Origin of the sequence: Micromonospora sp. WMMD1219 (assembly GCF_049315215.1) — a bacterium.
Taxonomy (GTDB): Bacteria; Actinomycetota; Actinomycetes; order Mycobacteriales; family Micromonosporaceae; genus Micromonospora; species Micromonospora tulbaghiae.
In genome coordinates this window covers 1,494,182-1,519,099 of record NZ_CP186057.1, presented here as the reverse complement: position 1 = coordinate 1,519,099, position 24,918 = coordinate 1,494,182, and the positions used below count along the sequence as shown (strand labels likewise).

28 protein-coding genes are annotated in these 24,918 nt (G+C 74.1%); 8 read left to right on the top strand and 20 right to left on the bottom strand.

Annotated elements, in window-relative coordinates:
* Positions 1-2: 2 nt before the first annotated feature.
* Both ACN27C_RS07305 and ACN27C_RS07300 read left to right on the top strand, forming a co-directional pair.
* Complete coding sequence (locus tag ACN27C_RS07305) at positions 3-929, top strand: phytoene/squalene synthase family protein (protein WP_355111232.1); 927 nt, start codon at positions 3-5, stop codon at positions 927-929.
* The gene (locus tag ACN27C_RS07300) at positions 926-2,248 is read left to right on the top strand and encodes a cryptochrome/photolyase family protein (protein ID WP_422750782.1); all 1,323 of its coding nucleotides are present in this window, start codon (positions 926-928) and stop codon (positions 2,246-2,248) included. Before ACN27C_RS07305 ends, ACN27C_RS07300 begins: the two co-directional genes overlap by 4 nt.
* Positions 2,249-2,630: 382 nt before the next feature.
* Here ACN27C_RS07300 and ACN27C_RS07295 read toward each other — a convergent pair whose 3' ends face one another.
* Positions 2,631-3,731 (bottom strand): serine hydrolase domain-containing protein, encoded by a 1,101-nt coding sequence (locus ACN27C_RS07295; protein ID WP_422750781.1) that lies wholly within the window; start codon positions 3,729-3,731, stop codon positions 2,631-2,633.
* A 92-nt stretch (positions 3,732-3,823) separates the two neighbouring features.
* Between ACN27C_RS07295 and ACN27C_RS07290 the strand changes: the two genes are divergently transcribed.
* On the top strand, positions 3,824-5,308 hold the full coding sequence (locus ACN27C_RS07290; protein ID WP_422750780.1) for a dihydrolipoyl dehydrogenase family protein: 1,485 nt from the start codon (positions 3,824-3,826) through the stop codon (positions 5,306-5,308).
* Positions 5,309-5,312: 4 nt separating this feature from the next.
* Here the strand turns inward: ACN27C_RS07290 and ACN27C_RS07285 are convergent, their stop codons facing one another.
* The 3 genes from ACN27C_RS07285 to ACN27C_RS07275 are packed head-to-tail and all read right to left on the bottom strand — an operon-like array spanning position 5,313 to position 6,749.
* Positions 5,313-6,077: a crotonase/enoyl-CoA hydratase family protein gene (locus ACN27C_RS07285; protein ID WP_422750779.1), complete on the bottom strand. Its 765-nt coding sequence runs from the start codon at positions 6,075-6,077 to the stop codon at positions 5,313-5,315.
* 40 nt (positions 6,078-6,117) lie between these two features.
* Positions 6,118-6,543, bottom strand: a complete 426-nt coding sequence (locus ACN27C_RS07280) for a PIN domain nuclease (RefSeq protein ID WP_121685912.1) — start codon at positions 6,541-6,543, stop codon at positions 6,118-6,120.
* Positions 6,540-6,749 carry a type II toxin-antitoxin system VapB family antitoxin gene (locus ACN27C_RS07275; RefSeq protein WP_350814331.1) on the bottom strand — a complete coding sequence of 70 codons (210 nt, stop codon included), beginning with the start codon at positions 6,747-6,749 and terminating at the stop codon, positions 6,540-6,542. The genes ACN27C_RS07280 and ACN27C_RS07275 overlap by 4 nt, the downstream gene beginning before the upstream one ends.
* A gap of 109 nt (positions 6,750-6,858) precedes the next feature.
* Here ACN27C_RS07275 and ACN27C_RS07270 point away from each other — a divergent pair, with 109 nt between their 5' ends.
* Positions 6,859-7,710, top strand: a complete 852-nt coding sequence (locus ACN27C_RS07270; protein ID WP_121685913.1) for a Rieske 2Fe-2S domain-containing protein — start codon at positions 6,859-6,861, stop codon at positions 7,708-7,710.
* Between the two features lies 1 nt (position 7,711).
* Here the strand turns inward: ACN27C_RS07270 and ACN27C_RS07265 are convergent, their stop codons facing one another.
* Genes ACN27C_RS07265 through ACN27C_RS07210 form a run of 12 tightly spaced genes read right to left on the bottom strand, consistent with a single transcriptional unit; the run spans position 7,712 to position 16,707 of the window.
* Positions 7,712-8,728, bottom strand: coding sequence for a LysM peptidoglycan-binding domain-containing protein (locus ACN27C_RS07265; protein ID WP_422750778.1), 1,017 nt, complete (start codon positions 8,726-8,728; stop codon positions 7,712-7,714).
* Positions 8,729-8,742: 14 nt separating this feature from the next.
* Positions 8,743-9,174: a pilus assembly protein TadG-related protein gene (locus tag ACN27C_RS07260; RefSeq protein ID WP_120572243.1), complete on the bottom strand. Its 432-nt coding sequence runs from the start codon at positions 9,172-9,174 to the stop codon at positions 8,743-8,745.
* Positions 9,171-9,644: a TadE/TadG family type IV pilus assembly protein gene (locus ACN27C_RS07255; protein WP_357898216.1), complete on the bottom strand. Its 474-nt coding sequence runs from the start codon at positions 9,642-9,644 to the stop codon at positions 9,171-9,173. Before ACN27C_RS07255 ends, ACN27C_RS07260 begins: the two co-directional genes overlap by 4 nt.
* Complete coding sequence (locus ACN27C_RS07250; protein ID WP_120574049.1) at positions 9,641-10,123, bottom strand: TadE family protein; 483 nt, start codon at positions 10,121-10,123, stop codon at positions 9,641-9,643. Before ACN27C_RS07250 ends, ACN27C_RS07255 begins: the two co-directional genes overlap by 4 nt.
* Positions 10,123-10,332: a hypothetical protein gene (locus tag ACN27C_RS07245; RefSeq protein ID WP_013283462.1), complete on the bottom strand. Its 210-nt coding sequence runs from the start codon at positions 10,330-10,332 to the stop codon at positions 10,123-10,125. Before ACN27C_RS07245 ends, ACN27C_RS07250 begins: the two co-directional genes overlap by 1 nt.
* 23 nt (positions 10,333-10,355) lie before the next feature.
* A complete protein-coding gene (locus ACN27C_RS07240; protein WP_252452056.1) occupies positions 10,356-11,219 on the bottom strand; it encodes a type II secretion system F family protein in 864 nt (287 codons plus the stop codon).
* A 52-nt stretch (positions 11,220-11,271) separates the two neighbouring features.
* Positions 11,272-12,225: a type II secretion system F family protein gene (locus ACN27C_RS07235; protein ID WP_422750777.1), complete on the bottom strand. Its 954-nt coding sequence runs from the start codon at positions 12,223-12,225 to the stop codon at positions 11,272-11,274.
* Positions 12,168-13,706: a CpaF family protein gene (locus tag ACN27C_RS07230; protein ID WP_120572241.1), complete on the bottom strand. Its 1,539-nt coding sequence runs from the start codon at positions 13,704-13,706 to the stop codon at positions 12,168-12,170. The genes ACN27C_RS07235 and ACN27C_RS07230 overlap by 58 nt, the downstream gene beginning before the upstream one ends.
* Positions 13,696-14,529 carry a ParA family protein gene (locus ACN27C_RS07225; protein WP_355513493.1) on the bottom strand — a complete coding sequence of 278 codons (834 nt, stop codon included), beginning with the start codon at positions 14,527-14,529 and terminating at the stop codon, positions 13,696-13,698. The genes ACN27C_RS07230 and ACN27C_RS07225 overlap by 11 nt, the downstream gene beginning before the upstream one ends.
* Positions 14,529-15,197, bottom strand: a complete 669-nt coding sequence (locus tag ACN27C_RS07220) for an SAF domain-containing protein (RefSeq protein WP_422750776.1) — start codon at positions 15,195-15,197, stop codon at positions 14,529-14,531. Before ACN27C_RS07220 ends, ACN27C_RS07225 begins: the two co-directional genes overlap by 1 nt.
* Entirely contained in the window at positions 15,194-16,147 is a 954-nt protein-coding gene (locus tag ACN27C_RS07215) for a hypothetical protein (RefSeq protein WP_422750775.1), read from the bottom strand. Before ACN27C_RS07215 ends, ACN27C_RS07220 begins: the two co-directional genes overlap by 4 nt.
* Positions 16,141-16,707, bottom strand: a complete 567-nt coding sequence (locus ACN27C_RS07210) for a hypothetical protein (protein ID WP_422750774.1) — start codon at positions 16,705-16,707, stop codon at positions 16,141-16,143. Before ACN27C_RS07210 ends, ACN27C_RS07215 begins: the two co-directional genes overlap by 7 nt.
* Positions 16,708-17,276: 569 nt before the next feature.
* On the opposite strand from ACN27C_RS07210, the gene ACN27C_RS07205 reads away from it, so the two are divergent.
* The gene (locus tag ACN27C_RS07205; protein WP_422750773.1) at positions 17,277-18,053 is read left to right on the top strand and encodes a prepilin peptidase; all 777 of its coding nucleotides are present in this window, start codon (positions 17,277-17,279) and stop codon (positions 18,051-18,053) included.
* Between the two features lie 109 nt (positions 18,054-18,162).
* Positions 18,163-20,535: a glycoside hydrolase family 65 protein gene (locus tag ACN27C_RS07200; protein WP_422750772.1), complete on the top strand. Its 2,373-nt coding sequence runs from the start codon at positions 18,163-18,165 to the stop codon at positions 20,533-20,535.
* On the opposite strand, the gene ACN27C_RS07195 is transcribed toward ACN27C_RS07200, so the two are convergent.
* A complete protein-coding gene (locus ACN27C_RS07195) occupies positions 20,511-20,990 on the bottom strand; it encodes a hypothetical protein (protein WP_422750771.1) in 480 nt (159 codons plus the stop codon). The two genes, ACN27C_RS07200 and ACN27C_RS07195, sit on opposite strands and share 25 nt — an antisense overlap.
* A 115-nt stretch (positions 20,991-21,105) precedes the next feature.
* Between ACN27C_RS07195 and ACN27C_RS07190 the strand changes: the two genes are divergently transcribed.
* Complete coding sequence (locus tag ACN27C_RS07190; RefSeq protein WP_422750770.1) at positions 21,106-21,879, top strand: SAM-dependent methyltransferase; 774 nt, start codon at positions 21,106-21,108, stop codon at positions 21,877-21,879.
* A gap of 10 nt (positions 21,880-21,889) precedes the next feature.
* On the opposite strand, the gene ACN27C_RS07185 is transcribed toward ACN27C_RS07190, so the two are convergent.
* A complete protein-coding gene (locus tag ACN27C_RS07185; RefSeq protein ID WP_121686276.1) occupies positions 21,890-22,183 on the bottom strand; it encodes a hypothetical protein in 294 nt (97 codons plus the stop codon).
* 26 nt (positions 22,184-22,209) lie between these two features.
* Entirely contained in the window at positions 22,210-23,091 is an 882-nt protein-coding gene (locus tag ACN27C_RS07180) for an RNA polymerase sigma-70 factor (protein ID WP_121686277.1), read from the bottom strand.
* Between the two features lie 167 nt (positions 23,092-23,258).
* On the opposite strand from ACN27C_RS07180, the gene ACN27C_RS07175 reads away from it, so the two are divergent.
* Positions 23,259-23,744 carry a carboxymuconolactone decarboxylase family protein gene (locus ACN27C_RS07175; RefSeq protein WP_422750769.1) on the top strand — a complete coding sequence of 162 codons (486 nt, stop codon included), beginning with the start codon at positions 23,259-23,261 and terminating at the stop codon, positions 23,742-23,744.
* Between the two features lie 9 nt (positions 23,745-23,753).
* Here the strand turns inward: ACN27C_RS07175 and ACN27C_RS07170 are convergent, their stop codons facing one another.
* On the bottom strand, positions 23,754-24,845 hold the full coding sequence (locus ACN27C_RS07170; RefSeq protein ID WP_422750768.1) for an epoxide hydrolase family protein: 1,092 nt from the start codon (positions 24,843-24,845) through the stop codon (positions 23,754-23,756).
* Positions 24,846-24,918 lie beyond the last annotated feature (73 nt).

The window sequence follows — 24,918 nt, the reverse complement described above, 5'->3', positions numbered from 1 at the left end:
CGATGGACACGGATCTGACCGCTGCCTATGACCGCTGCCGCGAGCTGCACCGGCGTCACGGCCGTACCTACTATCTCGCCACCCGGCTGCTTCCCGCCTGGAAACGGCGGCATGTGCACGCCTTGTATGGATTCACCCGCTACGCGGACGAGATCGTCGACCGCACCGAGGACCTGCCGCCGGCCGAGCGAGCCGCCCGGCTGCGCGAGTGGTCGGATCGATTCGTCGCCGGGCTGCACGGTGCGTCGGTCGACGACCCGCTGCTCCCGGCCGTGCTGCACACCATCGCCGTGTTCGACCTGGACCGCGACGACTTCGCGTCGTTCCTGCGCAGCATGGCGATGGACCTGACGGTCATGTCGTACCCGACCTACGACGACCTGCTCGACTACATGGAGGGCTCGGCCGCGGTCATCGGCACCATGATGCTGCCGATCCTCGGCAGCTCCGACCCGGCCGCCGCCCGCGAGCCCGCCCGTCAGCTCGGCTTCGCGTTCCAGCTCACCAACTTCATCCGGGACGTCTCCGAGGACCTGGACCGGGGCCGGACCTACCTGCCCGACGAGGACATGGCCAAGTTCGACCTGACCCGTGACGACCTGCTCGCCGCCAAGGCCGCCGGCCGCACCACGCCGCGCATCCGCGAGCTGATCGAGTACGAGGTGACCCGCGCCCAGGCCCACTACGTCGCCGCCGCGCCGGGCATCCCGCTGCTCGATCCCGCCTCGCAGGCGTGCATGCGCACCGCGTACGCGCTCTACGGCGGCATCCTCGACGAGGTGGCCGCGCAGGACTACGACGTCTTCGTCCGCCGTGCCCTGGTGCCGCGGCGGCGCCGGATCGCGGTGGCCGCGCGGGCGCTGCTCACCCCGTCGGGCACGCCGGTGCGGGTGCCCGGCCCGGCACTGGAACCGGCCCTGGCCGGATGACCGGCCGGACGGCGGTGGTGCTGTTCACCCGCGACCTGCGGGTGCACGACCATCCGGCGCTCGCCGCCGCCTGCTCCGCGTTCGACCGGGTGGTGCCGCTCTACGTGCTCGACCCGGCGTTGCAGAAGCTCTCGCCCAACCGCACCCGGTTCCTGCACCAGAGCCTGGCCGACCTGCGCGAGGCGCTGCGCAGGCGCGGCGGCGACCTGGTGATCAGGCGCGGCGATCCGGTGGCCGAGACGGTCGCGCTGGCGCGGAAGGTGGGCGCCGAGGGCATCGGGCTCTCCGCCGACGTGAGCCGCTACGCCCACCGCCGGGAACGCCGTCTGCGTGCCGAGTGCGAGCGGCACCGGATGTTCCTGCGCCTGTTCCCCGGCCTCACGATCGTCGAGCCCGGTGCGCTGCGCCCCGGTGGCGGCAACCACTACCGCGTCTTCAGCCCCTACTTCCGGGCCTGGCAGGGCGTGCGGTGGCGCGACGAACTGGCCGCGCCGAAGCGGGTCCGGCTGCCCGACGGCGTCGACCCGGGGCGGCTGCCCGACCCGCCGAGGGGCGACAGCCCGGATGCCGCCGTCGGTGGCGAGACCGTCGCCGGGCGCCGGCTCACCGCCTGGCTGCCCACCCTCCATCGGTACGACGACATCCACGACGACATGGCCGGCGACGAGACCTCGCGGCTCAGCCCGTATCTGCGCTTCGGGTGCGTGTCGCCGCTGGCGGTGGCGAACCGGGCGGGTGACCGGGACGGACCCTTCGTCCGGCAGCTCTGCTGGCGCGACTTCTACCACCAGGTGGTCGCCGGTTTCCCCGACCTGTCCACGGTCGCCTACCGGCGCGGTGCGCGCGAGGACTGGCGCGACGACCCGCACGCGCTCGACGCCTGGGCCGAGGGGCGGACCGGCATGCCGATCGTGGACGCCGGCATGCGCCAGTTGCGCGCCGAGGGCTGGATGCACAACCGGGCCCGCCTGATCACCGCCGGCTACCTGACCAAGCACCTCGGGCTGGACTGGCGGCCCGGCCTGGAGGTCTTCTTCCGGTGGCTGCTCGACGGCGACCGGGTCAACAACTCGGGCAACTGGCAGTGGGTGGCCGGCACCGGCAACGACACCCGGCCGTACCGGGGCTTCAACCCGGTACGGCAGGCCGAGCGCTACGACCCCGACGGCGCGTACGTACGGCGCTGGGTGCCGGAGCTTGCGTCGGTGGCGGGCAAGGCGGTACACCAGCCGTGGCGGCTGCCCGACGGGGTGCGCCGCACGATCTACTACCCGCCGCCGTTGGAGGTGCCCGACACCGACCCGGTCTGGCTCCGCTGACGCTGCCGCTGCCGCTCACCGCTCACCGCTCACCGCTCGCCGCTCGCCGCTCGCCGCTCGCTGCCCGTCGCTCGCCGCTCGCTGCCCGCTGCCCGCCGCCCGCCCGCCCGCTGGTCGCGGCCCGCCGGGGTAACGCTCAGTGATTCCCTGCCCGCCGCGGCCTGCTGCCTCTCGTCCCCTTTGCTCTGCAGCCATATCCGCATCGGTTGCGGAAAGTGACCGTCTCGGCCTTTGGCGGTTTTCGGACCTGCGAGGAAACCCCTGCTCAGTGCCGTGCTGCGCCGATGGCTGCAGAGCAAAGGCGGAAAAGGGAAGACACCGGCACTCGGCCGGCCGAATGCGCTGCGTGACGACGCCCCGGATCACCGAACGTGACGGGAGATCAGAGGCAGGAGTGCAACGCCTCCACCAGCTCCTCCACCCGGTCGTGGTCGGCCAGCCGGGCTGTCGCGTACGCGAAGGTGTAGCCGCGCTCCGGGTCGGCCCAGGCGCTGCTGCCGCCGATCCCGCCCATGCCCCAACTACCGTCCGGCTCCCACTGCATGCCGAGCGTCCAGTCCACCGGCCGGTCCAGCAGCAGGTCCGGGCCGGCGTACTGCACCCGCGTCGCCTCCGCGACCAGCTCCGGGCTGAACAGCCGTACCCCGTCCAGGGTGCCGCCGGCGAGCAGGCCCGCGTACAGCCGGGCGAGCCCGGCGGCGGTGGCGTGCAGGTTCACCGCCGGGATCTCGGCGGCCCGCCACAGGTCGCTGTTCACCATCGCGACATCGAGGCCGCCCGGCGGGTTGTCCAGCGCCCGCGCCCGCAACGAGCCCGGCTCGCCGCGCATCGCGTCCGGCCAGGCCGGATCGGCGTACGACAGGTCGGCGCACCGCCGCCGGTCCGCCTCGTCCAGCCCGAAGGCCAGGTCCAGACGCCACGGACCGGCGATCTCCTCGGCCAGGAACCGGCCCACGGGCCGCCCGTCCACCCGGCGGACCAGTTCGCCCACCAGGTGCCCGTACGTCCAGGCGTGCTCGCCCGCGACGGCGCCCGGCGTCCACTCGGGGTCGGCGGCGGCCAGGTCGGCGCAGAGCAGGTCCCAGTCGGCGATCGCGGTGGCGGGCCGGGGCACCGGGAAGGCGGGCAGCCCGGCGGTGTGGGCGAGCACCTGCCGCACGGTGGCCGGGGCACGGAACCCCGGCCAGTACGCCGACACCCGCGCGTCCAGGTCGACCCGGCCCCGGTCGACGAGCAGAAGCAGGCAGAGCGCGACCACCGGCTTGCCGACCGAGTAGACGTCGACGAGCGTGTCCGGCCGCCACGGACAATCTGCCCCGGCGGCCGGTACGACAGTGCCGGGCGGCACCGCGGCGGTGGTGCCACCCACCAGTTCGATCACCGGTACACCGTCGTGCCACACCGACAGCGACGCGCCGGTCTCGCGGCCGGTCGAGAACAGGTCGTGGAAGCAGTCCCGGACCGGGGCGAAGCGCGCGTGCATGCGGCCACGGTAGGTGGTCGCGTTCGTTACCGGCGCGGGAATTCCGGGCCGGTGCGGTGGCCGGTGCCCCGCAGGTGCGGAATGCTTGCGGAATGGCGGAGCCGGAACTGGTGGATGTGGTCGTGGTCGGGCTCGGCGTCGGCGGCGAGGAGGTGGCCGGGCGGCTCGCCGAGGCCGGCCTCACCGTGGTCGGCATCGAACGGGACCTGGTCGGCGGCGAGTGCCCCTACTGGGGGTGCGTGCCGAGCAAGATGATGATCCGGGCGGCGAACGCGCTGGCCGAGGCGCACCGGGTCAACGAGCTGGCCGGGTCCGCCCAGGTGCGGCCCGACTGGGCGCCGGTGGCGAAGCGGATCCGGGCCGAGGCCACCGACACCTGGGACGACAAGGTGGCGGTGGAGCGGTTCACCGGCAAGGGCGGCCGGTTCGTCCGGGGCAGCGGGCGGCTCGACGGCCCGAACCGCGTACGCGTCGGCGACCAGGTGTTCCAGGCCCGCTACGGCGTGGTCCTCGGCACCGGCACCCGGCCCTCGGTCCCGCCGATCGACGGGCTGGCCGACACGCCGTACTGGACGAACCACCAGGCCATCGAGGTGGAGGAACTGCCCGGCTCGCTGCTGGTGCTCGGCGGCGGCGCGATCGGGCTGGAACTCGCCCAGGTCTTCGCGCGGTTCGGCGTCCGGGTGACGGTGATCGAGGCGGCCGACCGGGTGCTGGCCGTCGAGGAGCCGGAGGCGTCCGCGCTGGCCGCCGACGCGCTGCGCGCCGACGGGGTGGAGATCCACACCGGGGTCAAGGCCGGCCAGGTCGGCCACGACGGCGACACGTTCACCGTGCACGCCGACGACGCCGAGTTCACCGGCGAGAAGCTGCTCGTGGTGACCGGCCGCAAGGCGCACCTGGAGGAGCTGGGCCTGGACACCGTCGGGGTGGACGCCGGGCAGCGCTACCTGCCGGTGAACGACCGGATGCACGTCACCGACGGGATCTGGGCCGTCGGCGACCTCACCGGCGAGGGCGCGTTCACCCACATCGCCATGTACCAGGCCGGCATCGTGGTGGCGGACGTGCTCGACCACATGCGGCGTACCAAGGGAGGCCCGGACGCCAGCGGCACCGCGAGTGTGGTCGGCGGCGCGGCCGGGGTGGTCAGCGCGGTCGGTGGCGCGATGAGCGCGGGCGGATCGACTGCCGCGCCGGGCAGCGTCCCGGTCGCCGACTACCGGGCGCTGCCCCGGGTCACGTTCACCGACCCGGAGGTCGGCGCGGTCGGCCTCACCGAGCAGCAGGCCCGCGAGCGCGGCGTCAACGTCCAGGTCGGGTACGCCGACCTCACCTCGTCGGCCCGGGGCTGGATCCACAAGACCGGCAACGCCGGGTTCATCAAGCTGATCGCCGACGCCGACCAGGGCGTCCTCGTCGGCGCCACGTCGGCCGGACCGGCCGGTGGCGAGGTGCTCTCCGCGCTCGTCGTGGCGGTGCACGCGGCGGTGCCGATCAGTCAGCTCCGGCACATGATCTACGCGTACCCGACGTTCCACAGGGCCATCGAGGACGCGCTGCGCGCGCTGAAGTGACGCCTCAGCCGGCCGGCGCGCCGTGCCGGCCGGCGCCGTCGGCGAACCGGCCGGCGCCGCGCACCCCGTCCACCGCGAGCGACTCCAGGCCGTAGGTCAGCTCGGCCGCCATCGCCTCCGGCTCCGGCAGCCCCGCGCCGGCCAGCACCGCCGCCCGGTCGTTGCGCAGGCACGTCTGCGGGGACCGGGCGATCCCGGCGGCCAGTTCCTCGGCCGCCGCGCGAGCCTCCCCCGGCGCGACCAGCCGGTTGACCAGACCCATCGCGTACGCCTCGTCGGCGCGCACCGGACGGCCGGTGAGGATCAGGTCCATCGCGCGGCTCTCGCCGATCAGCCGGGGCAGCCGGACCGTCCCGCCGTCGATCAGCGGTACGCCCCAGCGTCGGCAGAACACGCCGAGCGTCGCGTCCGACTCGGCGACCCGCAGATCGCACCAGAGCGCCAGCTCCAGTCCGCCCGCCACCGCGTATCCGGAGATCGCGGCGATCACCGGCTTGGACAGTCGCATCCGGGTCGGACCCATCGGCCCGTCGCCGTCGGGCTCGACCCGGTTGCCGCGCGGAGTGCCGACGGCCTTGAGGTCGGCACCGGAGCAGAACGTGCCGCCCGCGCCCCAGAGCACGGCGACCGCCGCGTCCAGGTCGGCGTCGAACGCGCGGAACGCGTCGGCCAGCGCTCGCGCGGTCGGCCCGTCCACGGCGTGACGTGCCTCGGGCCGGTCCAGGATCACAGTGGTCACGGCACCGGCGTGCTCGACGCGTACCCCCATGGGCTCAGCATGCCCGCGACGGCACCGTCGTGGCTACGGCCTATTTGATCGTGCCGGGCCGGGTCAGCCAGCGCATCGGCTGGCCGGTGACGGCTCCGACCTGGTCGAAGTCCCGGTCGTAGTGCAGCAGCGAAAGCCCGTGGTATTCGGCGGTGGCGGCGATGAGCAGGTCGACGGCGCCCGCCGAGCGGTGTGTGCCCCGCGCGGTCAGCTCGCCCTGGATCTCGGCCGCGCGCTCGTAGACCCGGTCCGGCATCACCACCCAGCCGAAGGCGGCCCGGAGCTGCTCCGCCAGGCGCGTCCGGTCGGCGACGGACCGGGCGGTGTAGAGGAACTCCAGCTCGACCAGGGGGCACACGGCGAGCAGGCCCGCTGTCACCTGCTGCTCCCAGCGCGCCAGCACGTCCGGATCACGCAGGAGCCGGACGAGGGCACTCGTGTCGATCAGGTAGTCGGCCAGCTTCACGAGCGGTAGGCGCCCTTGTCGAGCAGTTCGTCGAAGTCACCGGCCTGCCCGCGCTCGGCCAGTGCCGCCAGCGCGCGGGCGCGGCGCAGTCTCGCCGCGCCCTCGCGGAGCGCGACGTTCACCGTGTCCTTCTTGGTCTTCGTGCCGAACGCTTCGGCGGCATCCGCCAGCGCCTCGTCGTCGACGTCCACCAGGATCTTGGTCATCGCAGCTCCCTATATACGGTCGGCCGTCTGAGTATATCCAGCGGGGTTCCGTGCGAGGGAATTCCGGGGCGTCCGGTTTGGGGGCTCTCCTGCCGGGAAGTCGGAACAGGTGCGCGAACTACTGACGAAGATCGAACAGGCCACCGGTCTCGACCGGGTGGGTGACCGGTTGCAGCGCGCCGTCCAGGGCACGCTGCGCTCGCAACGGGTGCGCGACGCGCTGCACGGGGTGTGGCTCGGCCATCCGCTGCACCCCGCGATGGTGCAGGTGCCGGTCGGCGCCTGGATCTCCGCCGCCGTGGTGGACCTGCTGCCCGGCCAGCGCCGGGCCGCCACCGCGCTGGTGGGTCTCGGTACGGTCAGCGCGGTGCCCGCGGCGGTCGCCGGGCTCAACGACTGGGCCACGCTCACCCGCGACCAGCGCCGGATCGGGCTGGTGCACGCCGCCGCCAACACCGTCGGCCTGGCGCTGTACGCCGGCTCGCTGGCGGCCCGGCTCAAGGGGCGCCACGGACTCGGCCGGACGCTGTCCTATCTGGGGCTGTCCGCCGCGAGCGGTGGGGCGTACCTGGGCGGGCACCTCGCGTACAAGCAGGGCGCCCAGGCCAGCCAGAGCGTCTCCGAGATGCACCTGATCAGCGACGGGTGGCACCGGGTCGGCGACCTGGGCAGCCTGCCCCGGCACGAGCTGGTCACCAAGAAGATCGACGACGTCCCGGTGATCCTCTACCGGGACGGCGACGACGTCAGCGTGATGCTGGAGCGCTGCCCGCACCAGAGCGGCCCGCTCGGCGAGGGCAAGGTGGAGCAGATCGACGGCCACGCCTGCGTGGTCTGCCCCTGGCACGGCAGCGCGTTCCGGCTCGACGGCGGCGAGGTGGTGCACGGTCCGGCCGCCAACGACCAGATCGTGCTGCCCAGCCGCGTGGTGTCCGGCCAGGTCGAGGCCCGGCTGCCCTGAGTCAGTCCCGCCGGTGCCGTCCGCTCGACAGCGCGCGGGCGGGCACCGGCCGCTTGCGCAACCCGAGCAGCGCGCCGATCTGCGCACCCACGATGCTCGCCACGGCCAGCACCGCCGAGATGGCGAGCGGACGGTTGATGCCCTCCTCGGCGGTGGCCCGGGACGCGCCCGCCGACATGGCCGGCGGCTGACCGACAGGCGCCTCCACGGTTGGCGTCGCGTCGCGCGGCGTGGGCTTGGGCTTCGCCTTCGGTGTGGTCGAGGAGGCGCCGCCGCCACCGGGCTTGACGGGTGCCGTCTCGGCCGGCTCGGTGACCACGATCCGTCCGGTGGCGTGCCGTCGGGCACCCGAGTCCGTCGCGCCGTCCGGCAGCGTGATGAGCTGACCCGGGCGGATCCGGTCCGGGTCGGCGAGCCGGTTCAGCCGGGCCAGCTCCTTGTATCTGTCGAAGTCGTCCAGGTAGCGGTCGGCCACCTCGCCCAGGTAGTCGCCCTTGGCCACCCGGTACACGGCCGGTTCGCTCGTCTCCGCCGCGACCGGGGTCGACGGGGTGACCTGGCTCGCGGTCACGGTCGGCGAGGTGACGGCGGCGACCACCGGTTGCGGGGCGGTCAGTGCGGCGGCGCTCGCCGCGGCCGGGCTCGCGACCAGGATCAGCGCGACCGAACCGACGAGCGCGGCGGCCGCCTTCTGCTGGCGGTGCATGCCGGGCAGCTTCGGTGCCGGCCGGCGTACCGCCGCCGCGAGCAGCTCCACCACGACGGAGAACGCGAACGTGGCCCAGCCGAACCAGCCGACCACCGCCAGTGCGCGCAGGAACAGTTGACCGTCGTCGCGGCTGGTCAACGCCGTACCGACCTCGGCCAGCGTGGGCAGATGATCCGGCAGCGGGTTGCCGGCGAACGCCAGCAACGCGACCGGCCCGCCGGCCAGCACGCCGACGAGCACGACGAGGGCGCCGAGGCCGGTGAGAACCTGGCCGGCGCGGCGGACGGGGGAGCGTCGGGGTGCGCCCATGGCGGCCTTCCTTCCTACGGTGGGCCGGTGAGTGCCCGAGCGGTGGCCTCACCGGTGACGGTGGCGGTCTTCTGTGCGCCGAACAGACTCAGCAGGTCCCGGCTGTAGGTGATCTGCACGCGTACCCGGATCTGGGTCTCGGTGCCGACCACGGGGAAGTCGACCTCGTGGTCCTGGACGCCGCCCGCGGCGCCGAGGTAGGCGGCGACCGCGGCGCGGGCGGCGACCTGGTCGATCCGCTTCGGGCCGCCCTCGATGGCCCGCGCGCGGTCGATCATCTGGCCGCCGGCGCGGGCCGCCTCGGCGGCCAGGTTGTCCGCGCGCTGGAGTGTGCGCAGTTGACCGGCGCCGTCGTAGGCCAGGCCGATGATCGCCAGTACGCCGGTCATCGCCACGGCCAGGAACAGGCTCACCCGGCCGCTCTCCGCCTCGCGCCGCCCGGTCATCCGCGACTCCGGTAGGTGTCCAGCGGCGAGGTGAACCTCGCCGAGACGGTCTTGCCGCCCGGCACGCCGGGCAGGCCGGGCGCGCTCAGGTCGTCGAAGGAGACGGTGCAGGTCACCGTGACCGTCACGGTCGCCGGCACGCCTGCGGCGCTCTGGTACGCGGCGGCGAAGCTCGTCGTCGTCCCGGACACCGAGCCCGCGAGATCGATCCGGGGTGGGCCGGTGCAGTTCAGCCCCGCCCAGCCGAGCTGGTCCTGGGCCGCCGCCTCGGCGGCCTCCGCACCGTCGTCGGCGTTGCGGGCCAGCGAGGCGGCCCGGGCGGCGTCGTGGGCGGCCGACTCCACCGCCTCGTCCGCGACCGCGGTCCGCCCGGCCACGCCAGCCAGCACCATCAGCCCGATGAAGGCGGGCGCGAGCACCGCCACCTCGATCGAGACGGAACCCCGGTCCCGTCGCGGCCCGGCGCTCATCCGGTGGTCCAGCGTTCGGCCGGGCCGTGCGCGGTCTGCGTGACCTCGAACGAGACGCCCGGGATGACCGACAGGGAGCGTCCCTGCACCGTGCAGGTGACGCCGGTGGCCGTCTCGACGCAGGTCGGGCCGGTCTGCTCCCAGCCGACCAGCCAGTCCCCGGACTGTTGCAGGAAGCTGATCGCCCGCTGCCGTCCGGCGTCCGGCCCGGCGTCGATCGTGCGCTGGGCGTTCACAGCGGTCTGCGCGGCGTTCAGCGCGGTGGACCGGGCCACGAACCAGACGGCAACCTGGATCGACCCGAACAGCATCACCAGGATCACCGGCATCACCACGGCCAGCTCGACCGGGTTGGCGCCCCGCTCACCCTCGGCCAGGCGGGCGCGCAGGGCAGCGGCGAACCGCCCCGGACCGGGCGGGCCGGCGGGCCGGCCGGCAGACGCCGGCCGGCTCCGGACCGTACGGGCGGGGCTGGGCATCACGGGGCCTGCGGCGCCGTGTTGTTCGGGATGGCGTTCATCCAGTTGTTCGCCTTGGCCAGGGCGAGCCCGGTGACCGCCATGGCCACCGCGACCAGGCCGAAGATGATCACCGCGGTCGGCACCGGGCTGTCGCCGCGCTCGGAGTCCCGGCGCAGCTCGGCGAGGCGGGTGCTCACCGCCACGTACAGGTAGGCGTAGAGGTGCATGGTCGTCTCCTTCTCGGGTGGGTTCACAGGCGGGCGAGGAACGGATAGACGGCGAAGCCGAGCAGGACGAACACCAGCAGCGAGCCGGGGATGTCCAACTTGCTGGTGACCCCCTCGGCCCGGGCCAGGTTGTCGGTACGGATCTGGTCGCGCAGCGAGTCGGCGCGGGACCGCAACGTCTCGTGCACCTGGGCGCCCTCGCTGCCGGAGGAGCGCATGATGGCGCCCACGTCGCCCAGCTCCGGGATGCCGATCCGCTCGGCCAGCTCCTGCAACTCGTCCCAGGGCGAGTGCATCTGGAGCTGGGCGAGCCGCAGCGCCTCCCGGATCCGGTCGAAGACCCAGCCGTCGCAGACCGCCGCCGCGCGCTCCAGCGACTGCACCGGGCCGTGCGCGGCGGAGAGCTGCAACGCCACCAGGTCGAGGTAGGTGCAGACCGCCTGCCGGAACTCGTCCCGGGCGGCGTCCGCCTTGGCGAGCACCGCGCGGTGCGCGAGCAGTCCGGCGCCGAGCGCCAGGCCCAGGCTGGCCACCACCGGTACGGCCACCGGCAGCGCCACCCCGCCGACGAAGAGCACCGCCGAGGCGACCGCCGGGGTGGCGAACCCGACGAGCGCCGACAGCAGCACGGACAGGGCGTACTGCTCGGGCGTGCGGTCGAGCAGCGCGAGCTGCCGGTGCGGCGGGCGCAGCCAGCGGGCGAACCCGCCGAGCCAGTCCGGTCCGGCGCCGGCGGCCGGGGCCTGGCCGGGTGGCTGGTGCAGCCGGCGCAGCGCCGGGCCGAGCGCCGGGGTGGCCGGCAGCGCCTCGCGCACGACCAGGAACAGCCCGAGCCCGACCGCGCACCCGCCGAGCACCCCGATCGCCATCTGCCAGTTGAGGATCATCGAGCCCGCCTTTCGTTCGCGACTGCGGGGCTCGCAAGCTCACTCCTCGCGCTCACGCGATCGCCTCCTCCGGGTCGGGCGCCGGCAGGAACCGCGCGGGCCGGGGCGGCTGGCTCATCGAGCGCACCCAGACCAGCAGCCCGACGAACGCGGCACCGAGCACCGCCATCACGAGCTGACCCGTCACCGTCCCGTACGGACGGATGTATTCGCTGTTCACCAGCCCGTACGCGAGCGTCGCCAGCGTCATGCCGGTGAGGAAGCGGACCGCGAACCGGGGCTGGGTGCGCTTCGCCTCGACCTCACGCCGGGTCGCCACCTCGGCCGAGGCGGCGGTGGCGATCGACCCGAGCACGTCGCCGAGGCGCTCACCCCGGTCGGTGAGGTGCAGGATCAGCGCGGCCACCACCTGGTCGGCGACCGGGTCGGCGATCTCGTCGGCGAAGGCGAGCAGCGCGGATCGGGCCAGCCAGCCGGCCTGGAGGCGGGCGGCGAGCGTGCGTACCTCCTCCTGGATCTCCTCCGGCGCGGTGGCGATGGTGCCGATGATCGCCTGCTGGAGTCCCTGGCCCGTGGCCGAGATGTCCTTGAGCCGGCGGGTCCACTCGCCTACGGCTTCGACCCGGGCGATGGCCCGCTGCTCGGCCCGGCCGACCGCGAACAGCCACGGCACGCCCGGCACCGCGAGCGCCACCAGCAGGCCGACCACCGGCAGCCCGCTGAGCAGGAACGCCACCGCACCGGCGACCACCGCGGCGCCGAGCAGGAGCTGGTAGCGGCGCTGGTCGGCGCGGCTCGCGCCGGAACCGGTCCAGAGCCGGCTCAGGCTCGGACCGGCACCGGGCGCCGGACCGGGCGGGCGGCGGGTGCCGACGAGCGCGACGACGGTCAGCACCAGCCCGGCCACGCAGGCCGCGCCGGAGACCAGGGCGATCAGTTCGATCTGCGTCACGCCGGGCCTCCGCTCGGCCGCGCCCCGAGGCGGGTGTGCCGGGGGCGCCGCCACGCGCCCACACCGGCCTCGACGAACCGGGTGAGCAGGCGGGCGTCGTAGCCGACGCGCAGCAGCTGGTCACGGATGCGTTCGGGCAGGTGGCGGGGGACCGCGCGGCCGTCCGGCCCGGGGCCGAAGACGGTCGTCGTGGTGATCCGGTTGCCCTCGCCGACGCCGATGACCTCCTCGACGTGCGAGACGAACCGGTGCTTGCGTCCGCCGATCGCTGTCTCGTCCTCGACCGTGACGTAGACGATCAGGTCGAGCGCGTTGCCGGCCATCCGGCGGGCCTGGTCGACTGTCATCTCCCGGCCGTGCGACAGCGCCAGCTCGATGATGCGCTCGCTCACCCCCGAGGGGGTACGGGCGTGGATGGTGCACATCGACCCGCGGCTCGTGGTCATCGCCTGGAGCATCGGCACGATCTCCCGGGACCGCACCTCACCGACGATGATCCGCAGCACGCCCATGCGCAGCGACACCGGGATCAGGTCGGCGATGCTGACCTCACCCGCCGGCCGCCCGTCCGCGCCGCGCTCGCCGTGCCCCTCCCGGGACTCGAAGCTCATCACCGCGCGGTGCTTGTGTCCGCGCCGGGCCGGCAGCAGTTCCCGGCTCTCCTCCAGCAGCACGTACGGCTCGTCGGCCGGGATCTCGTCCATCAGCGCGCGGATCACAGTGGTCTTCCCGGCCCCGGCGAGCCCGGCGACCATGATGTTCAGCCCGGCCCGCATGGACGCGCGGAGGAAGTCGCGCAGCAGCGGGTCGATCATCTCGTCCAGGTCGGGCCGGCCGCCCGCGATGTCCTCCAGGCTCACCTCGAGCGTGTTGTGCTTGCGGATCACCGCGTACGGGCGGTGGCTGACCAGGAACACGGCGGCGAGACGGCTGCCGTCGGGAAGTTGCAGGTCGAGCGTGGGCTTCGACGTGGACAGCGAGCGTTCGGTGGCACCGGCCCGGCGGGCCGCCGCCTGGAGGATCTCCACCAGTTCGTCGTCGGTCTCGGCGATCGGCTCGGCCCAGTCGACGCCGCCGCCGTGCCGGGTGATGCGCACCTGGTCGCAGCCGAGGATGTGCACCTCCTCGATGCTGTCGTCGACGAGCAGCGTCTGGAGGCGGCCCAGCCCGACGAGTTCGGCGGTGACCTGGTCGAGCAGCACCCGTTCCGAGTCGGCGGCCATCGGCGTGCCGGCCCGACGTACCGAGTCGGCGTACGCGGACACCACGGCGACCGCCAGCCGGGCGCGCTCGACCTCCTCGGCGTCGGCGTCGAACTCGCGTCCGCGCTGCCACTGGGTGAGCCGTTCGCTCAGCTCCCGGCGCAGCTCGCGGACCACCGCGAAGTCGACCCGGGGGCGCGGCGGTGGCGGGGGCGCGGCGGGCACGGGTCCGGGGACGTGGTGCCGCCCGTTCGGCGGGGCGAGCGGCGGCACGGTGGAGACGACGCCCGGCTGCTGCCCGCGTGGGTCGTGCGAGACCGGCTCAAACCGCACCGGACACCCCCGGCACGCTCGGCGCGGTCACCGCGCGCGGTGCGGTCGTCCCGGGCCAGGCCAGCCGGGCGCGCCGCCGGTCCAGCAGCGCCCGGACCGGCACCTCCAGGGCGCCGGCCGCGCGCATCAGCGGCCGGTTCGCGCGTACGGTGCCGCCGTGGGCGAGCACCTCGGCGGTACGCGGGTCGTGCGGCAGGCGGGCGATCACCGGCAGCCGCAGCGCCTTGCTGATCTCGCTGGTGCCGTGCCCGTCCCCGACCACCAGCAGTCGCAGCGTGCCCGGCGGTACGCGGTGCTCGGTGAGATCCCGCTCGATCGCGCGGGCGGTGGCCCGGGTGGCGGAGAGGTCGGGCAGGTGCGCGCGCGTGACCAGCAGCACCACAGCGGCGGCCCGCAGCAGTGGCCACGGTGGACCGCCGACCGCCAGCCGTCCGCAGTCGACGAGCACGTCGTACGGCGGTTCGCCCCGTTCCAGCCCGGTGAAGTAGTCGGCGAAGCGCTGCCAGAGCGGGATCACGCTGCCGGCCTGGGCCGGGTCCACCACACCGGGCAGCAGCAGCCGTTCGCGGCGGGGCGCGTCCAGGTCGACCAGCTGGGACCAGAACGCGTGTTCCAGGCTGCCGTCCCGCAGCTCACCCACGGCCAGCTCACCGATGCCGCGCGGGCCGTCCAGCGCCCCGCCGAGGTAACCGGCGAGGATCGAGCCGCCCGCCGGGTCGCACTCGGCCAGCACCAGCCGCCGGTGCCAGCTCAGCGCGGCGGCGAGCGCGGCGGTGGTGACGCCCGGCGACCCCTTCGCCGAGACCAGGGCGATGATCGCCATCAGGCCGCCTCGGTGAGCACGAGCGCGATCCGGTCGTCGGCGGCGAGCGCCACGACCGCCGGCACGTCCCGTACGGCCAGTGCCAGGTAGACCACCACGTCACCGTTCTGCGGCGTGGCGGTGTCGATCACGGTCCCCTCGAATCGGGTGCCGCCGCCACGGGACGCGTCGGAGCCGCCGCCGGTCGCGTTCGAGGGCGTGCTGACCAGCAGCACCTTGTCGCCGGGGTGCAGCTTGCGGGCCGGCACCTGCTCGGGCTCCAGCCCCAGCGCGATCTGCTGCTGACCGGCGCCGAGCAGCGGGGCCTCGGTGAGCTGCGCCGGGGTCAGCAGCGTGCCCGGGGTGAGCCGGACGGCCGCCCGCAGCCCGAGCACTTCGTCCATCCGGTCGGCGGACACCGGCTGGAGTTCCCGTCCGCCGGATACGCGTACCGGCACCAGATCGCCGGCGGTGAGCTGCTGTCCCACGTCGACGGGCCGGGCCACGGCCAGGTACGTGCCGGTGGAGCGGACCGACGTGACAGCGAACGCCGCGCCCAGCCCGCCGAGCGCGATCAGCAGGACCGCCAGGCCGAGCAGGCCGGGGCGGACGCGTCGTTGCCGGACCACCTTCGGCGGTGCGACGGGTGCCTCCACCGGGGTTCCGTTGCGGGCTGCCACGACACTCATCGGGTCACCACCTGAAGCTCGTTGATCTGTACCGAGATGACGCCGCTGGACCGGCTCTGGGCGATCACGCCGCTCTCCCCGCCGCCGGACCACTCGACGGTCCAGAACGTCGTGGCGCTCACCTGGTAGGTGCCGGCCTCCGGATAGCCCTGGTCGAGGCCGCAGTCGGGCGAGGTGGACCCGGCCCTCGGCCCGTTCGCCCGGTACGGCGTGCCCGGCCCGTCGCAGGTGACGTCGATGTCGTCGGACATGTGCCAGACGATCCGGTCCACCTTCGCGGTGATCTCCACGGTCAGCCCTCGGTCCGAGGCGGACGCGGACAGCGGACCGAAGTACGAGGCGCCCGGGCTGGCCCACATCCAGACGGGCAGCCCGACCAGGCCGGGGCCCTGGCTGCGCCGGGGCGCCACCGACGCGCGGGGCGGGAGCAGTGAGATCGAGGCCAGCGCGCGGCGGGCCAGTTCCTCCGGGTCCGGCGGCGCGCCGTAGCCGGGCGGCGGGGCGTCGAGAAGCGCCCGCCGCAGGCTGCCGATGTCGCCGCCGTTGCAGGTGAGCTGGTACCACTGCTGGCCGGGAGGCGCCTCGCCCTGCGGCTCTTCGAGCTTGTAGTAGCAGCCGTCGGCGTTGTTGAACCAGCCGAGAACCGGGTGGTAGCAGGGGATGGCCCGGCCGTTCCACTGGCACTTCGGGGTGCTGCCGCCCCCGCCGCCGTTGTCCCCGCCGCCACCCGGCCCACCCGGCCCACCCGGTCCGCCGGGGGTGCCGGGGTCGTCGTCCCAGACGTCGCAGTCGGTCTGCTCCGGCGGGCAGGAGCCGCCCGGGTCGGCGGCGCGTGCGGGTGCGCCGGTGAGCGTCAGCAGCGCGGCCAGGCCGGCGGCGAGCAGCAGCCGGCGGGGCGTCCCGGCCCGGGTCGGGCGGGCCGGGACACCCCTTCCTCCCCAGGTCAGCACGGCTGGTCCTGGTGTGCGGTGCCGCCGTTGACCAGCCACCGGCCGTCCGGGAAACGGACCGCTGTGGCGGTGGCCAGGTAGCGTCCGCTGCGGGTGCCGGGCACGGCCTTGCGGTTCTTGGCGTAGACGAGCCGGTAGCCGCTCGCGTCCAGGCAGTCCTGGATCTCGACAGTGGGCGGGCGGGCGGTCAGGTCGACCGACACGACCTCGGGGTCGGAGAGCAGTTTCCCGGTACGCATCGCGCCGTGCTCCTTCGCGTCGAGAATCGCCATTCGCACCCGAGTCAGCAACGGATCAGCCAGAAAACGGGTCAGAGCGGGATGGGACGGATCGCTGCGCGCACTGGCTGCCCGGGACGCGTCGAGATAGCCGGAATAGGCGGCCAGGGCCGCTTTTCCGGCGGCGTCCTCCTCGGCGCTGGAATGGGCTGCGGGTGCGGCGGCGCGGCCGGTCAGCGGACGGGTGGCCGCCTCCGGCTCGGTGCCGCAGCCGGCCGAGCCGACCACCAGCACAACGCTGAGCAGGAAGATTTCCCATCGGCGGGATTGCCGTGTGCGCAACGCCGATCCCTCCTCGGTGCCGGCCCGGGGCGATCACGCCGACCCGCTCCGGGCATGCGGAAGCGCGCCCGGAACTGTCACTCCGGGCCCCCGTCGCCGCCACTTGTATTGACCTGTACTGATCGCTGCGGATTCTGTGCCTGGTGCCTCCGACGCCCATTGATCGGGGGTTGCGTCGTACCCAAGGGGCGAGCATAGGCTCACGTCCGCCGATGCAACAGAGGTAATTCACGTGAACACGGTGAGTGAAGACGGGAGGTGGTGGCCGGTGTGTGTCGTCACGATGACGAGCGGGCTTCCGCGCGGCTCCGGGCCGGCGGGCGTGTGCTCACCCGCACGCGCCGCGACGGCGGTGACGAGCCGTCGGAGCGCCGCCGGTATGGGTGGGGAGCATGCCGCTCGTCCGATCCGTCCCGCCGGTTCGCCGAGGGTCACGCCACGACCCGCCCCGGCCGCCGCCGCGTCGCATCAGACGCCCCGGTACGCCTCAGCCGTCACATCCGCGCGAGCGAGAAATCACTCTGCGTGCTCCACGATGGAACGCACGGCCACCGGACGGGGGAGCCGGCATGACGGCTGAACGGGTACGGCGCACCGGACGGGTGACCGATGCCCGCCGTCCGAACGCCCGGCTGATCGCCGCCCTGACGGTCGTACCCCTGCTCCGGCTGGCGGTGGCGCGCTACGCCGTACCCCCGGGGTCTCCGGACCGGACGGGGTGCGGCGGCTGCGGCGCCCCGATCGGGCTGGACCGGCCGCTGCCGGCGCTCGGCCCCGCCGCCCGCTGCCCGGCCTGCCGGGCCCGGGTCGGCGCGGCACCCGCAGTGGTGGAGGTGGCACTGCTGCTCGCGGTGGCGGTGCCGGTGCTCGCCGGCGGCGCGCCCGCCGCGCGCCTGGCACTGGCCTGGTGGCTGGTCTGGGCGGTGCCGATGACGATCGTGGACGCGATGGCGCACCGGCTGCCCGACCGGCTCACCTGGCCGGCGGCGGCCGGCGCCTGGGTGCTGCTCGGGGTGGCCGCACTGACCGGTCCGGGCGCGGACCCGTGGATCCGCGCGGTCCTGGCCGGGCTGGTGCTCGGCGGCGGGTTCGCCGCCACCACGCTGCTGCTCGGGCGGCGGGGCTTCGGCCTCGGCGACGCCAAGCTGGGGCTGGGGGCGGGCGCGCTGCTCGGCTGGTACGGATGGCCGGTGCTGGTGGCCGGGCTGGTGCTCGCGCTCGTCCTCGCCGGGCTGGCCGGGGTGGTGCTGCTCGCCGCCCGACGGGTCCGCTGGTCCGGGCATCTGCCGTTCGGGCCGTTCCTGGTGCTCGGCACCGCCGCCGCGCTGGTGCTCGTCACCGTGTGATCCGCCACCCGCAGGTGCGGGTGGGCGTCGCCACGGGTATCGGAGTCCCAGCCACCTCCCAGCCGGGTCTGGTTCGGTGGCGGTCCAGGCTTCGGACTCGGGAGGGCACGTGCCGCACGGCGACGACGGTTGGCGGATCCGGCGCACGAGCGCGGACCTGGACCGGCTGGGCGAGACCGAGTCCGTCTTCGCGCTCGCCAACGGCTGGGTGGGCTGGCGCGGGACGCTCGACGAGGGCGAGCCCTGCGGGATGCCGGGCAGCTACCTCAACGGGTTCCACGAGCAGCACGACCTGACCTACCCGGAGAGCGGGTACGCGTTCCCGGAACGCAGCGACACCGTGATCAGCGCGCCGAACGCCGCCCTGATCCGGCTCTGGGTCGACGACGAGCCGCTGGACCTGCGGACCGGCACGATCCGGCGGCACCACCAGGAACTGGACCTGCGCGCCGGGGTGGTCCGCCGGGAGACCGAATGGGTCTCGCCCGGCGGCCGGGGCGTCCGCATCCGCAGCACCCGCCTGGTCTCGCTGACCCGCCGTCCGGTCGCCGCCGTCGACTGGGTGGTCGAGCCGCTGGACGAGCCGGTCCGGCTGCGGATCGGCGCCGACCTGCTCGCCAACCAGCGGGTGCCGGAACGCGCCGACGACCCCCGGGCCGCCTCGGTGATCCACGACCCGCTCACCGGCGAGATCCGCCGCGACGACGGCCTCGACGGCGTGCTCGTGCACCGCACCGGGCGCAGCGGCCAGCGGGTCGCCGTCGCCGTCGCGCACCGGGTCGAGGCGCCCGACGAGATCGCCACCGACACCGAGCTGACCGCCGACCGGTTCCGGCTGGCGCTGTCCGGTCCGGTACGCCAGGGCGAGCGCATCCGGGTCACCCGGTTCGCCGCGTACGAGTGCGCCGACGCCGACGGCACCCCGGCCGGTGAGCTGGCCGACCTGGTCGTCGCGGAGGCGGACACGGCCCGGAACGACGGGTTCGACGCCCTGCTCACCGAGCAGCGCGCCGCGCTCGACGCGGCGTGGGCCACCGCCGACGTCGAGCTGGACGGCGACCCGGAACTGCAGCTCGCGGTCCGGTTCTCGGTGTTCCACCTGCTCCAGTCCGGCCGCGCCGACGGCGACCGGACCATCCCCGCCAAGGGACTGACCGGCAACGGCTACGACGGGCACGTGCTCTGGGACACCGAGGGCTACGTGCTGCCGGTGCTGACGTACCTGGCGCCGGAGCTGGCCCGCTCGGCGCTGCGCTGGCGGCACGCCCACCTGCCCGAGGCCCGCGAGCGGGCGGCCGAGCTGCGCCTGACCGGCGCCACCTACCCGTGGCGGACGCTCAGCGGCCGGGAGTGCTCCGGCTACTGGCCTGCGGGCAGCGCGGGCCTGCACGTCAACGCGGACATCGCCGACGCGGTGCTCCGGTACGTGGCGACCACCGGCGACACCGCGTTCCTCGCCGAGTGCGGCGCGGAAGTGCTGATCGAGACCGCCCGGCTCTGGCACGGATACGGCCACTTCGACGACGGCGGCGCGTTCCACCTGACCGGCGTCACCGGCCCGGACGAGTATTCCGCGCTGGTCGACGACAACGTCTTCACCAACCTGATGGCCCGGCGCAACCTGCGCGGCGCCGCCGACGCCGCGGAACAGTGCCCGGAGGTGGCCGCGCGGCTCGGCGTCGACGCCGCCGAGGTGGCCGGCTGGCGGGCCGCCGCCGACGCGATGTTCGTCCCGTACGACGGCAAGCGCGGCGTGCACGAGCAGTCGGCCGGTTTCACCGCGCAGCCGGAGTGGGACTTCGCCGGCACCGGCGAGGACGACTACCCGCTGCTGCTGCACTTCCCCTACCAGGAGCTGTACCGCAAGCAGGTGGTCAAGCAGGCCGACCTGGTGCTGGCCATGCTGCGCTGCCCGGTGGAGTTCACCGCCGAGGAGAAGACGCGCAACGTCGCCTACTACGAGGCGCGGACCGTCCGGGACTCGTCGCTGTCGGCGTCCGCGCAGGCGATCCTCGCCGCCGAGGTCGGGCACCTCGACCTGGCGTACGACCTGTTCGCCGAGACGGCGCTCCAGGACCTCGCGGACCTCGGCGACAAGACCGCCGACGGGCTGCACCTGGCGTCCCTGGCCGGCGCCTGGCTGGTGGTGGCGCAGGGTTTCGGCGGGCTGCGCGACGACCGGGGCGTGCTCGCGTTCGAGCCGCGCCTGCCCCGGCCGATCACCCGGCTCGTGTTCCACCTGCGCCGGCAGGGGCACCGGCTACGGGTCACGCTCACGCCGCGGGAGGCCCGCTACGAGCTGACGGACGCGGGGCCGGGCGACGCGGTGGAGCTGTGGCACCACGGCGAACAGCTCCGGGTCACCGGCGACGAGCCGGTCACCCGGCCGATGCCGCCGGTGCCCGATCCCGGCCCCGAGCCGCAGGCCCCACCCGGCCGCCGTCCGGAACGGCGCGCTCAGGAAACAGCCGGCGACGACTGAACCGGCAGGCCGGACATCCGGGCGACGACCTCCTCCAGCGCCTCGAACGCGTACGCCCAGTTGTGGCACTTGAAGCTGCGCAGCCCGGTGATCGGGGTGCGGCAGTCGGCACAGTGGACACCGGGGATCGCGTCCGGCACCTCGGTGTTCACGTACTTGCGTTCGCCGAGGATCACCCGCGCGATCATCGTGTGGTCGTGCACGCCGTGCAGCGCGGACGCGACGATGTCGTACCAGGTGACCCGCCGCCCGCACTTCGGGCAGTCCGGCTCGTCGCCGCTGACCCACAGCGGCGCGCCGATGCTGCGCGCCGGCATGTTCAGCAGCTTCTCCAGCCGTCGCACGTCCGCCTCCGGGGTGGTCCACCGGTGCCGCCCGGGCAGTGACGCGGGCGAGTCGTAGACGGCGCGGAACACCACCGGCTCGACCTCCACGGTCTCCCGTCCACCTGTCATCCGTACCTCCTCGCGCCGGCGTGTCCCACCGTCGTACCAGGTGAAGACCGGGATCGGCCGGATCGTCGACACGACGGGTCAGCGGTGTGTCGCCCAGAGTGCTAGACATCGAGGGGTGACGGAGGCTGAGAACCGACCCAATGTCGCCCGCATGTACGACTACTACCTCGGCGGCTGCCACAACTTCGCCGCCGACCGGGCCGCCGCCGAGGAGATCCTGAAGATCTTCCCGGACACCGGCGTCGCCGCGCAGAGCAACCGCGCGTTCCTGCGCCGGGTCGTGCGCTGGGCGGCCGAGCAGGGCGTACGCCAGTTCCTCGACATCGGCGCCGGCCTGCCGACCCAGGGCAACGTGCACGAGGTGGTCCGCGCGATCCGCCCCGACGCCCGGGTGGTCTACGCCGACCACGACGAGGTCGCGGTCGCGTACGCCCGGCGGTTGCTGCCCACCGACGGCCGCACCGTGGTGCTCCAGGGCGACCTTCGGCGTCCCGGCGAGCTGCTGGCCGACCCGACGCTGCGGGCCACCATCGACCTGAGCGAGCCGGTCGCGGTGCTGCTGCTCGCGGTGCTGCACTTCGTGCCGGACGCCGACGACCCGTACGCGGCGGTGGCGAAGCTGCGTGACGCCACGGTGCCGGGCAGCGTGCTCGCGCTGTCCCACCTCACCCTGGACGGCCTGCCGACGCTGCCCACCGAGCAGGGCACGGCGATCTACCGCCGCAGCAGCTCCCCGCTGGTGCCCCGCAGCCGCGACGAGGTGGCCCGCTTCTTCGACGGGTACGAGCTGGTCGAACCGGGCCTGGTCAGGGTGGCGGACTGGCGGCCCGACGGGGAACCGCAGGCCGCGGTGTCGCACGGGTACGGCGGGGTGGGCGTCCGCCGCTGACCCGTCGTCGTCAGTCCAGGCCGCCGTGCGCGGCCCACAGCGCGGCGGCCCGGTCGGCCGCCGCCGCCACGAGCGCGGCCAGCTCCGGCCGGTCGGGTACCCGGAACGACACGTACGCGCCGCGTCCGCCCGCCGTGGGCCGGCCGTACGCCTTCGCGGCGAGGCGCCCGTCCGGCAGCAGCCGGATGTTGAGCGTGGTCAGCGTGAACTCCTCGCCGCGCCGGGTGTCGGTCCAGCGCAACTCCTCCGGCACCGTCACGTTGATGGCGAGGGCGCTCACGTCGGGGGAGTCGGGGCTGCTCATCCGGCGATGGTCGCACGATCGCTTGCTCACCGGCGCAGCGTGGTCTCCCGGGTCATGTGGGACAGCTTCTCCGGGTTGCGCACCGCGTAGAGCCCGCTGATCAGGCCGTCGTCGAGGCGTACCGCGACGACGGTGTCCAGCTCGCCGTCGAGGCGTACCAGCAGCGCCGGGTAGCCGTTGACCTGCGCCGGCTCGATTGACGCCACGGCGGCGACCCGGCGCCAGCCGCCCGCGAGCAGCCGGGCCACCTTGTCTCCGCCGGTGACCGGCCGGGCGATCGCCTGCTTGATCCCGCCGCCGTCGCCGACGAGCACCGCGTCCGCCGACAGGACGCGGAGCAGCCCGTCCAGGTCGCCGGTCTCGACCGCCCGCCGGAACGCGTCCAGGGCGTCGCGGGCCTCGGCCGCCGGGACGGTACGCCGAGGGCGGCGCGCCGCGACGTGGGCCCGCGCCCGGTGCGCGATCTGCCGTACGGCGACGGGACTCCGCTCGACCGTCTCGGCGATCTCGTCGTAGCCGACGTCGAACACCTCCCGCAGCACGAACACGGCCCGCTCGGTCGGCGTGAGCGTCTCCAGCACCAGCAGCATCGCCATCGACACGCTCTCCGCGAGCGCCACGTCGTCGGCCACGTCGGGCGCGGTGAGCAGCGGCTCGGGCAGCCACGAGCCGACGTACGACTCCTTGCGCCGGCCCAGCGTGCGCAGCCGGGACAGCGCCTGCCGGGTGGTGATCCGGACCAGGTAGGCGCGGCGGTCCCGAATCTCGTCGAGGTCCACGCCGGCCCAGCGCAGCCAGGTCTCCTGCACCACGTCCTCCGCGTCGGCGGCGGAGCCGAGCATCTCGTACGCGACTGTGAAGAGCAGGTTCCGGTGCGCCAGGAAGTCCTCGGTGGCCGGGTCCGCCATGGCTGGCTCCTTCGCTGCTCGGCTGCGTTCCCCACCAGACGCCGGCCACCGCTGCCGTGTGACATCCGGTCGCTGTGGCGGTCCTCACCCGGCGTCGTCGTCACGCCGGACGCGTCCCCGGCATCTCGTGTTCGTCCCACACCCACCCCAGCAGAGAGGGCGCAACCATGCAGACCCGATTCAACCTGTTCGAGAACCCGGTCTCGGCGATGTTCATGAAGCGCTTCGCCGGTGCGGGCCTGATGATCCACCAGTCGTCGCTGCCCCGCGCCGTGCAGGAGCTGGTGTCGCTGCGGGCCAGCCAGATCAACGGCTGCGGCTGGTGCATCGACATGCACACCAAGGAGGCGGTGGCCGGGGGCGAGAGCGCGGTCCGGCTGAACCTGGTCGCCGCCTGGCGCGAGTCGACAGTGTTCACCGAGGCCGAGTGCGCGGCGCTGGCGTTCGCCGAGGAGGGCACCCGGCTCGCCGACGCCCATCAGGGCGTGTCCGACGAGACGTGGGAGCAGGTGCGCAAGCACTACGACGACGACCAGGTCGCCGCGCTGGTCTGCCTGCTCGGGCTGATCAACGCGGCGAACCGGTTCGCGGTGCTCGTGCACCAGCGCGGCGGCTCGTACGAGCCGGGCATGTTCGCGGCGGCCATGGGCTGAGCACCGCCGTCATCGCAGGTTCCGGAAGAACGACCGGACGTCGTCGGCGAACAGCTCCGGCACCTCCAGGGCGGCGAAGTGACCACCCCGGTCGAACTCGCTCCACTGCCGGATCGTGTACGTCAGCTCGGCGATCGGCCGTACGGCCCGGGTGATGTCGTGCGCGAACACGGCGACGCCGAGCGGGGGCGGGCAGGGCGCGGGCGGGCCACCGAACGCGCTCTCCCGCACCAGCCGGGCGGACGAGGCGGCCGTGCGGGTGAACCAGTAGACCGAGACGTCGGTGAGGACGCGGTCGACGCCGACCGCCGATCGCGGGTCGGCCCACTCGGTGAACTTCTCGGCGATCCACGCCAGCTGCCCGACGGGGGAGTCGTTGAGCGCGTACGACACGGTCTGCGGCCGGCTGGCGTAGAGCACCTGGTGGGGGTGCCGCTGCGTCTTGAGCCGCATGATCCGGGCGAGCCGGTCCCGGTCCCCGTCGGACAGGCCGGCCTCCCCGGTCCAGCCCGGTGGCGGGGGCGTCGGCAGGTAGTTGAGGTGCACGCCGACGACGTGCTCCGGGTCGATGCCGCCGAGCCGGGTGGAGATGACCGAACCCCAGTCGCCGCCCTGTGCGCCGTACCGCCGGTAGCCGAGCCGCCGCATCAGCTCGGCCCAGGCGCGGGCGACCCGGTCGACGTCCCAGCCGCGTTCCCGGGTCGGGCCGGAGAAACCGAACCCCGGGATCGACGGTACGACCAGGTGGAACTGTTCGGACAGCGGGCCGAGCACGTCGAGGAACTCCACGACCGAGCCGGGCCAGCCGTGGGTGAGGATCAGCGGCAGCGCGTCCGGGTCGGCGGAGCGTACGTGCAGGAAGTGGATGTTCTGCCCGTCGATGGTGGTGGTGAACTGCGGATACCGGTTCAGCTCGGCCTCGGCCTCCCGCCAGTCGTACGCGGTGTGCCAGTGCTCGGCCAGCTCCCGTACCCGGGCCAGCGGGATGCCGTAGTCCCACCCGGCGCCGGGCAGTTCGTCGGGCCAGCGGGTGCGGGCCAGGCGGTCGGCCAGGTCGTCGAGGTCGGCCTGGGGGACGTGGACGCGGAACGGCTCGATCACGGTAGCTCCGATCGTTGGTGCCACTAACGTTGGCGCGACCAACGATAACGCAGATCGTTGGGGACGCCAACGT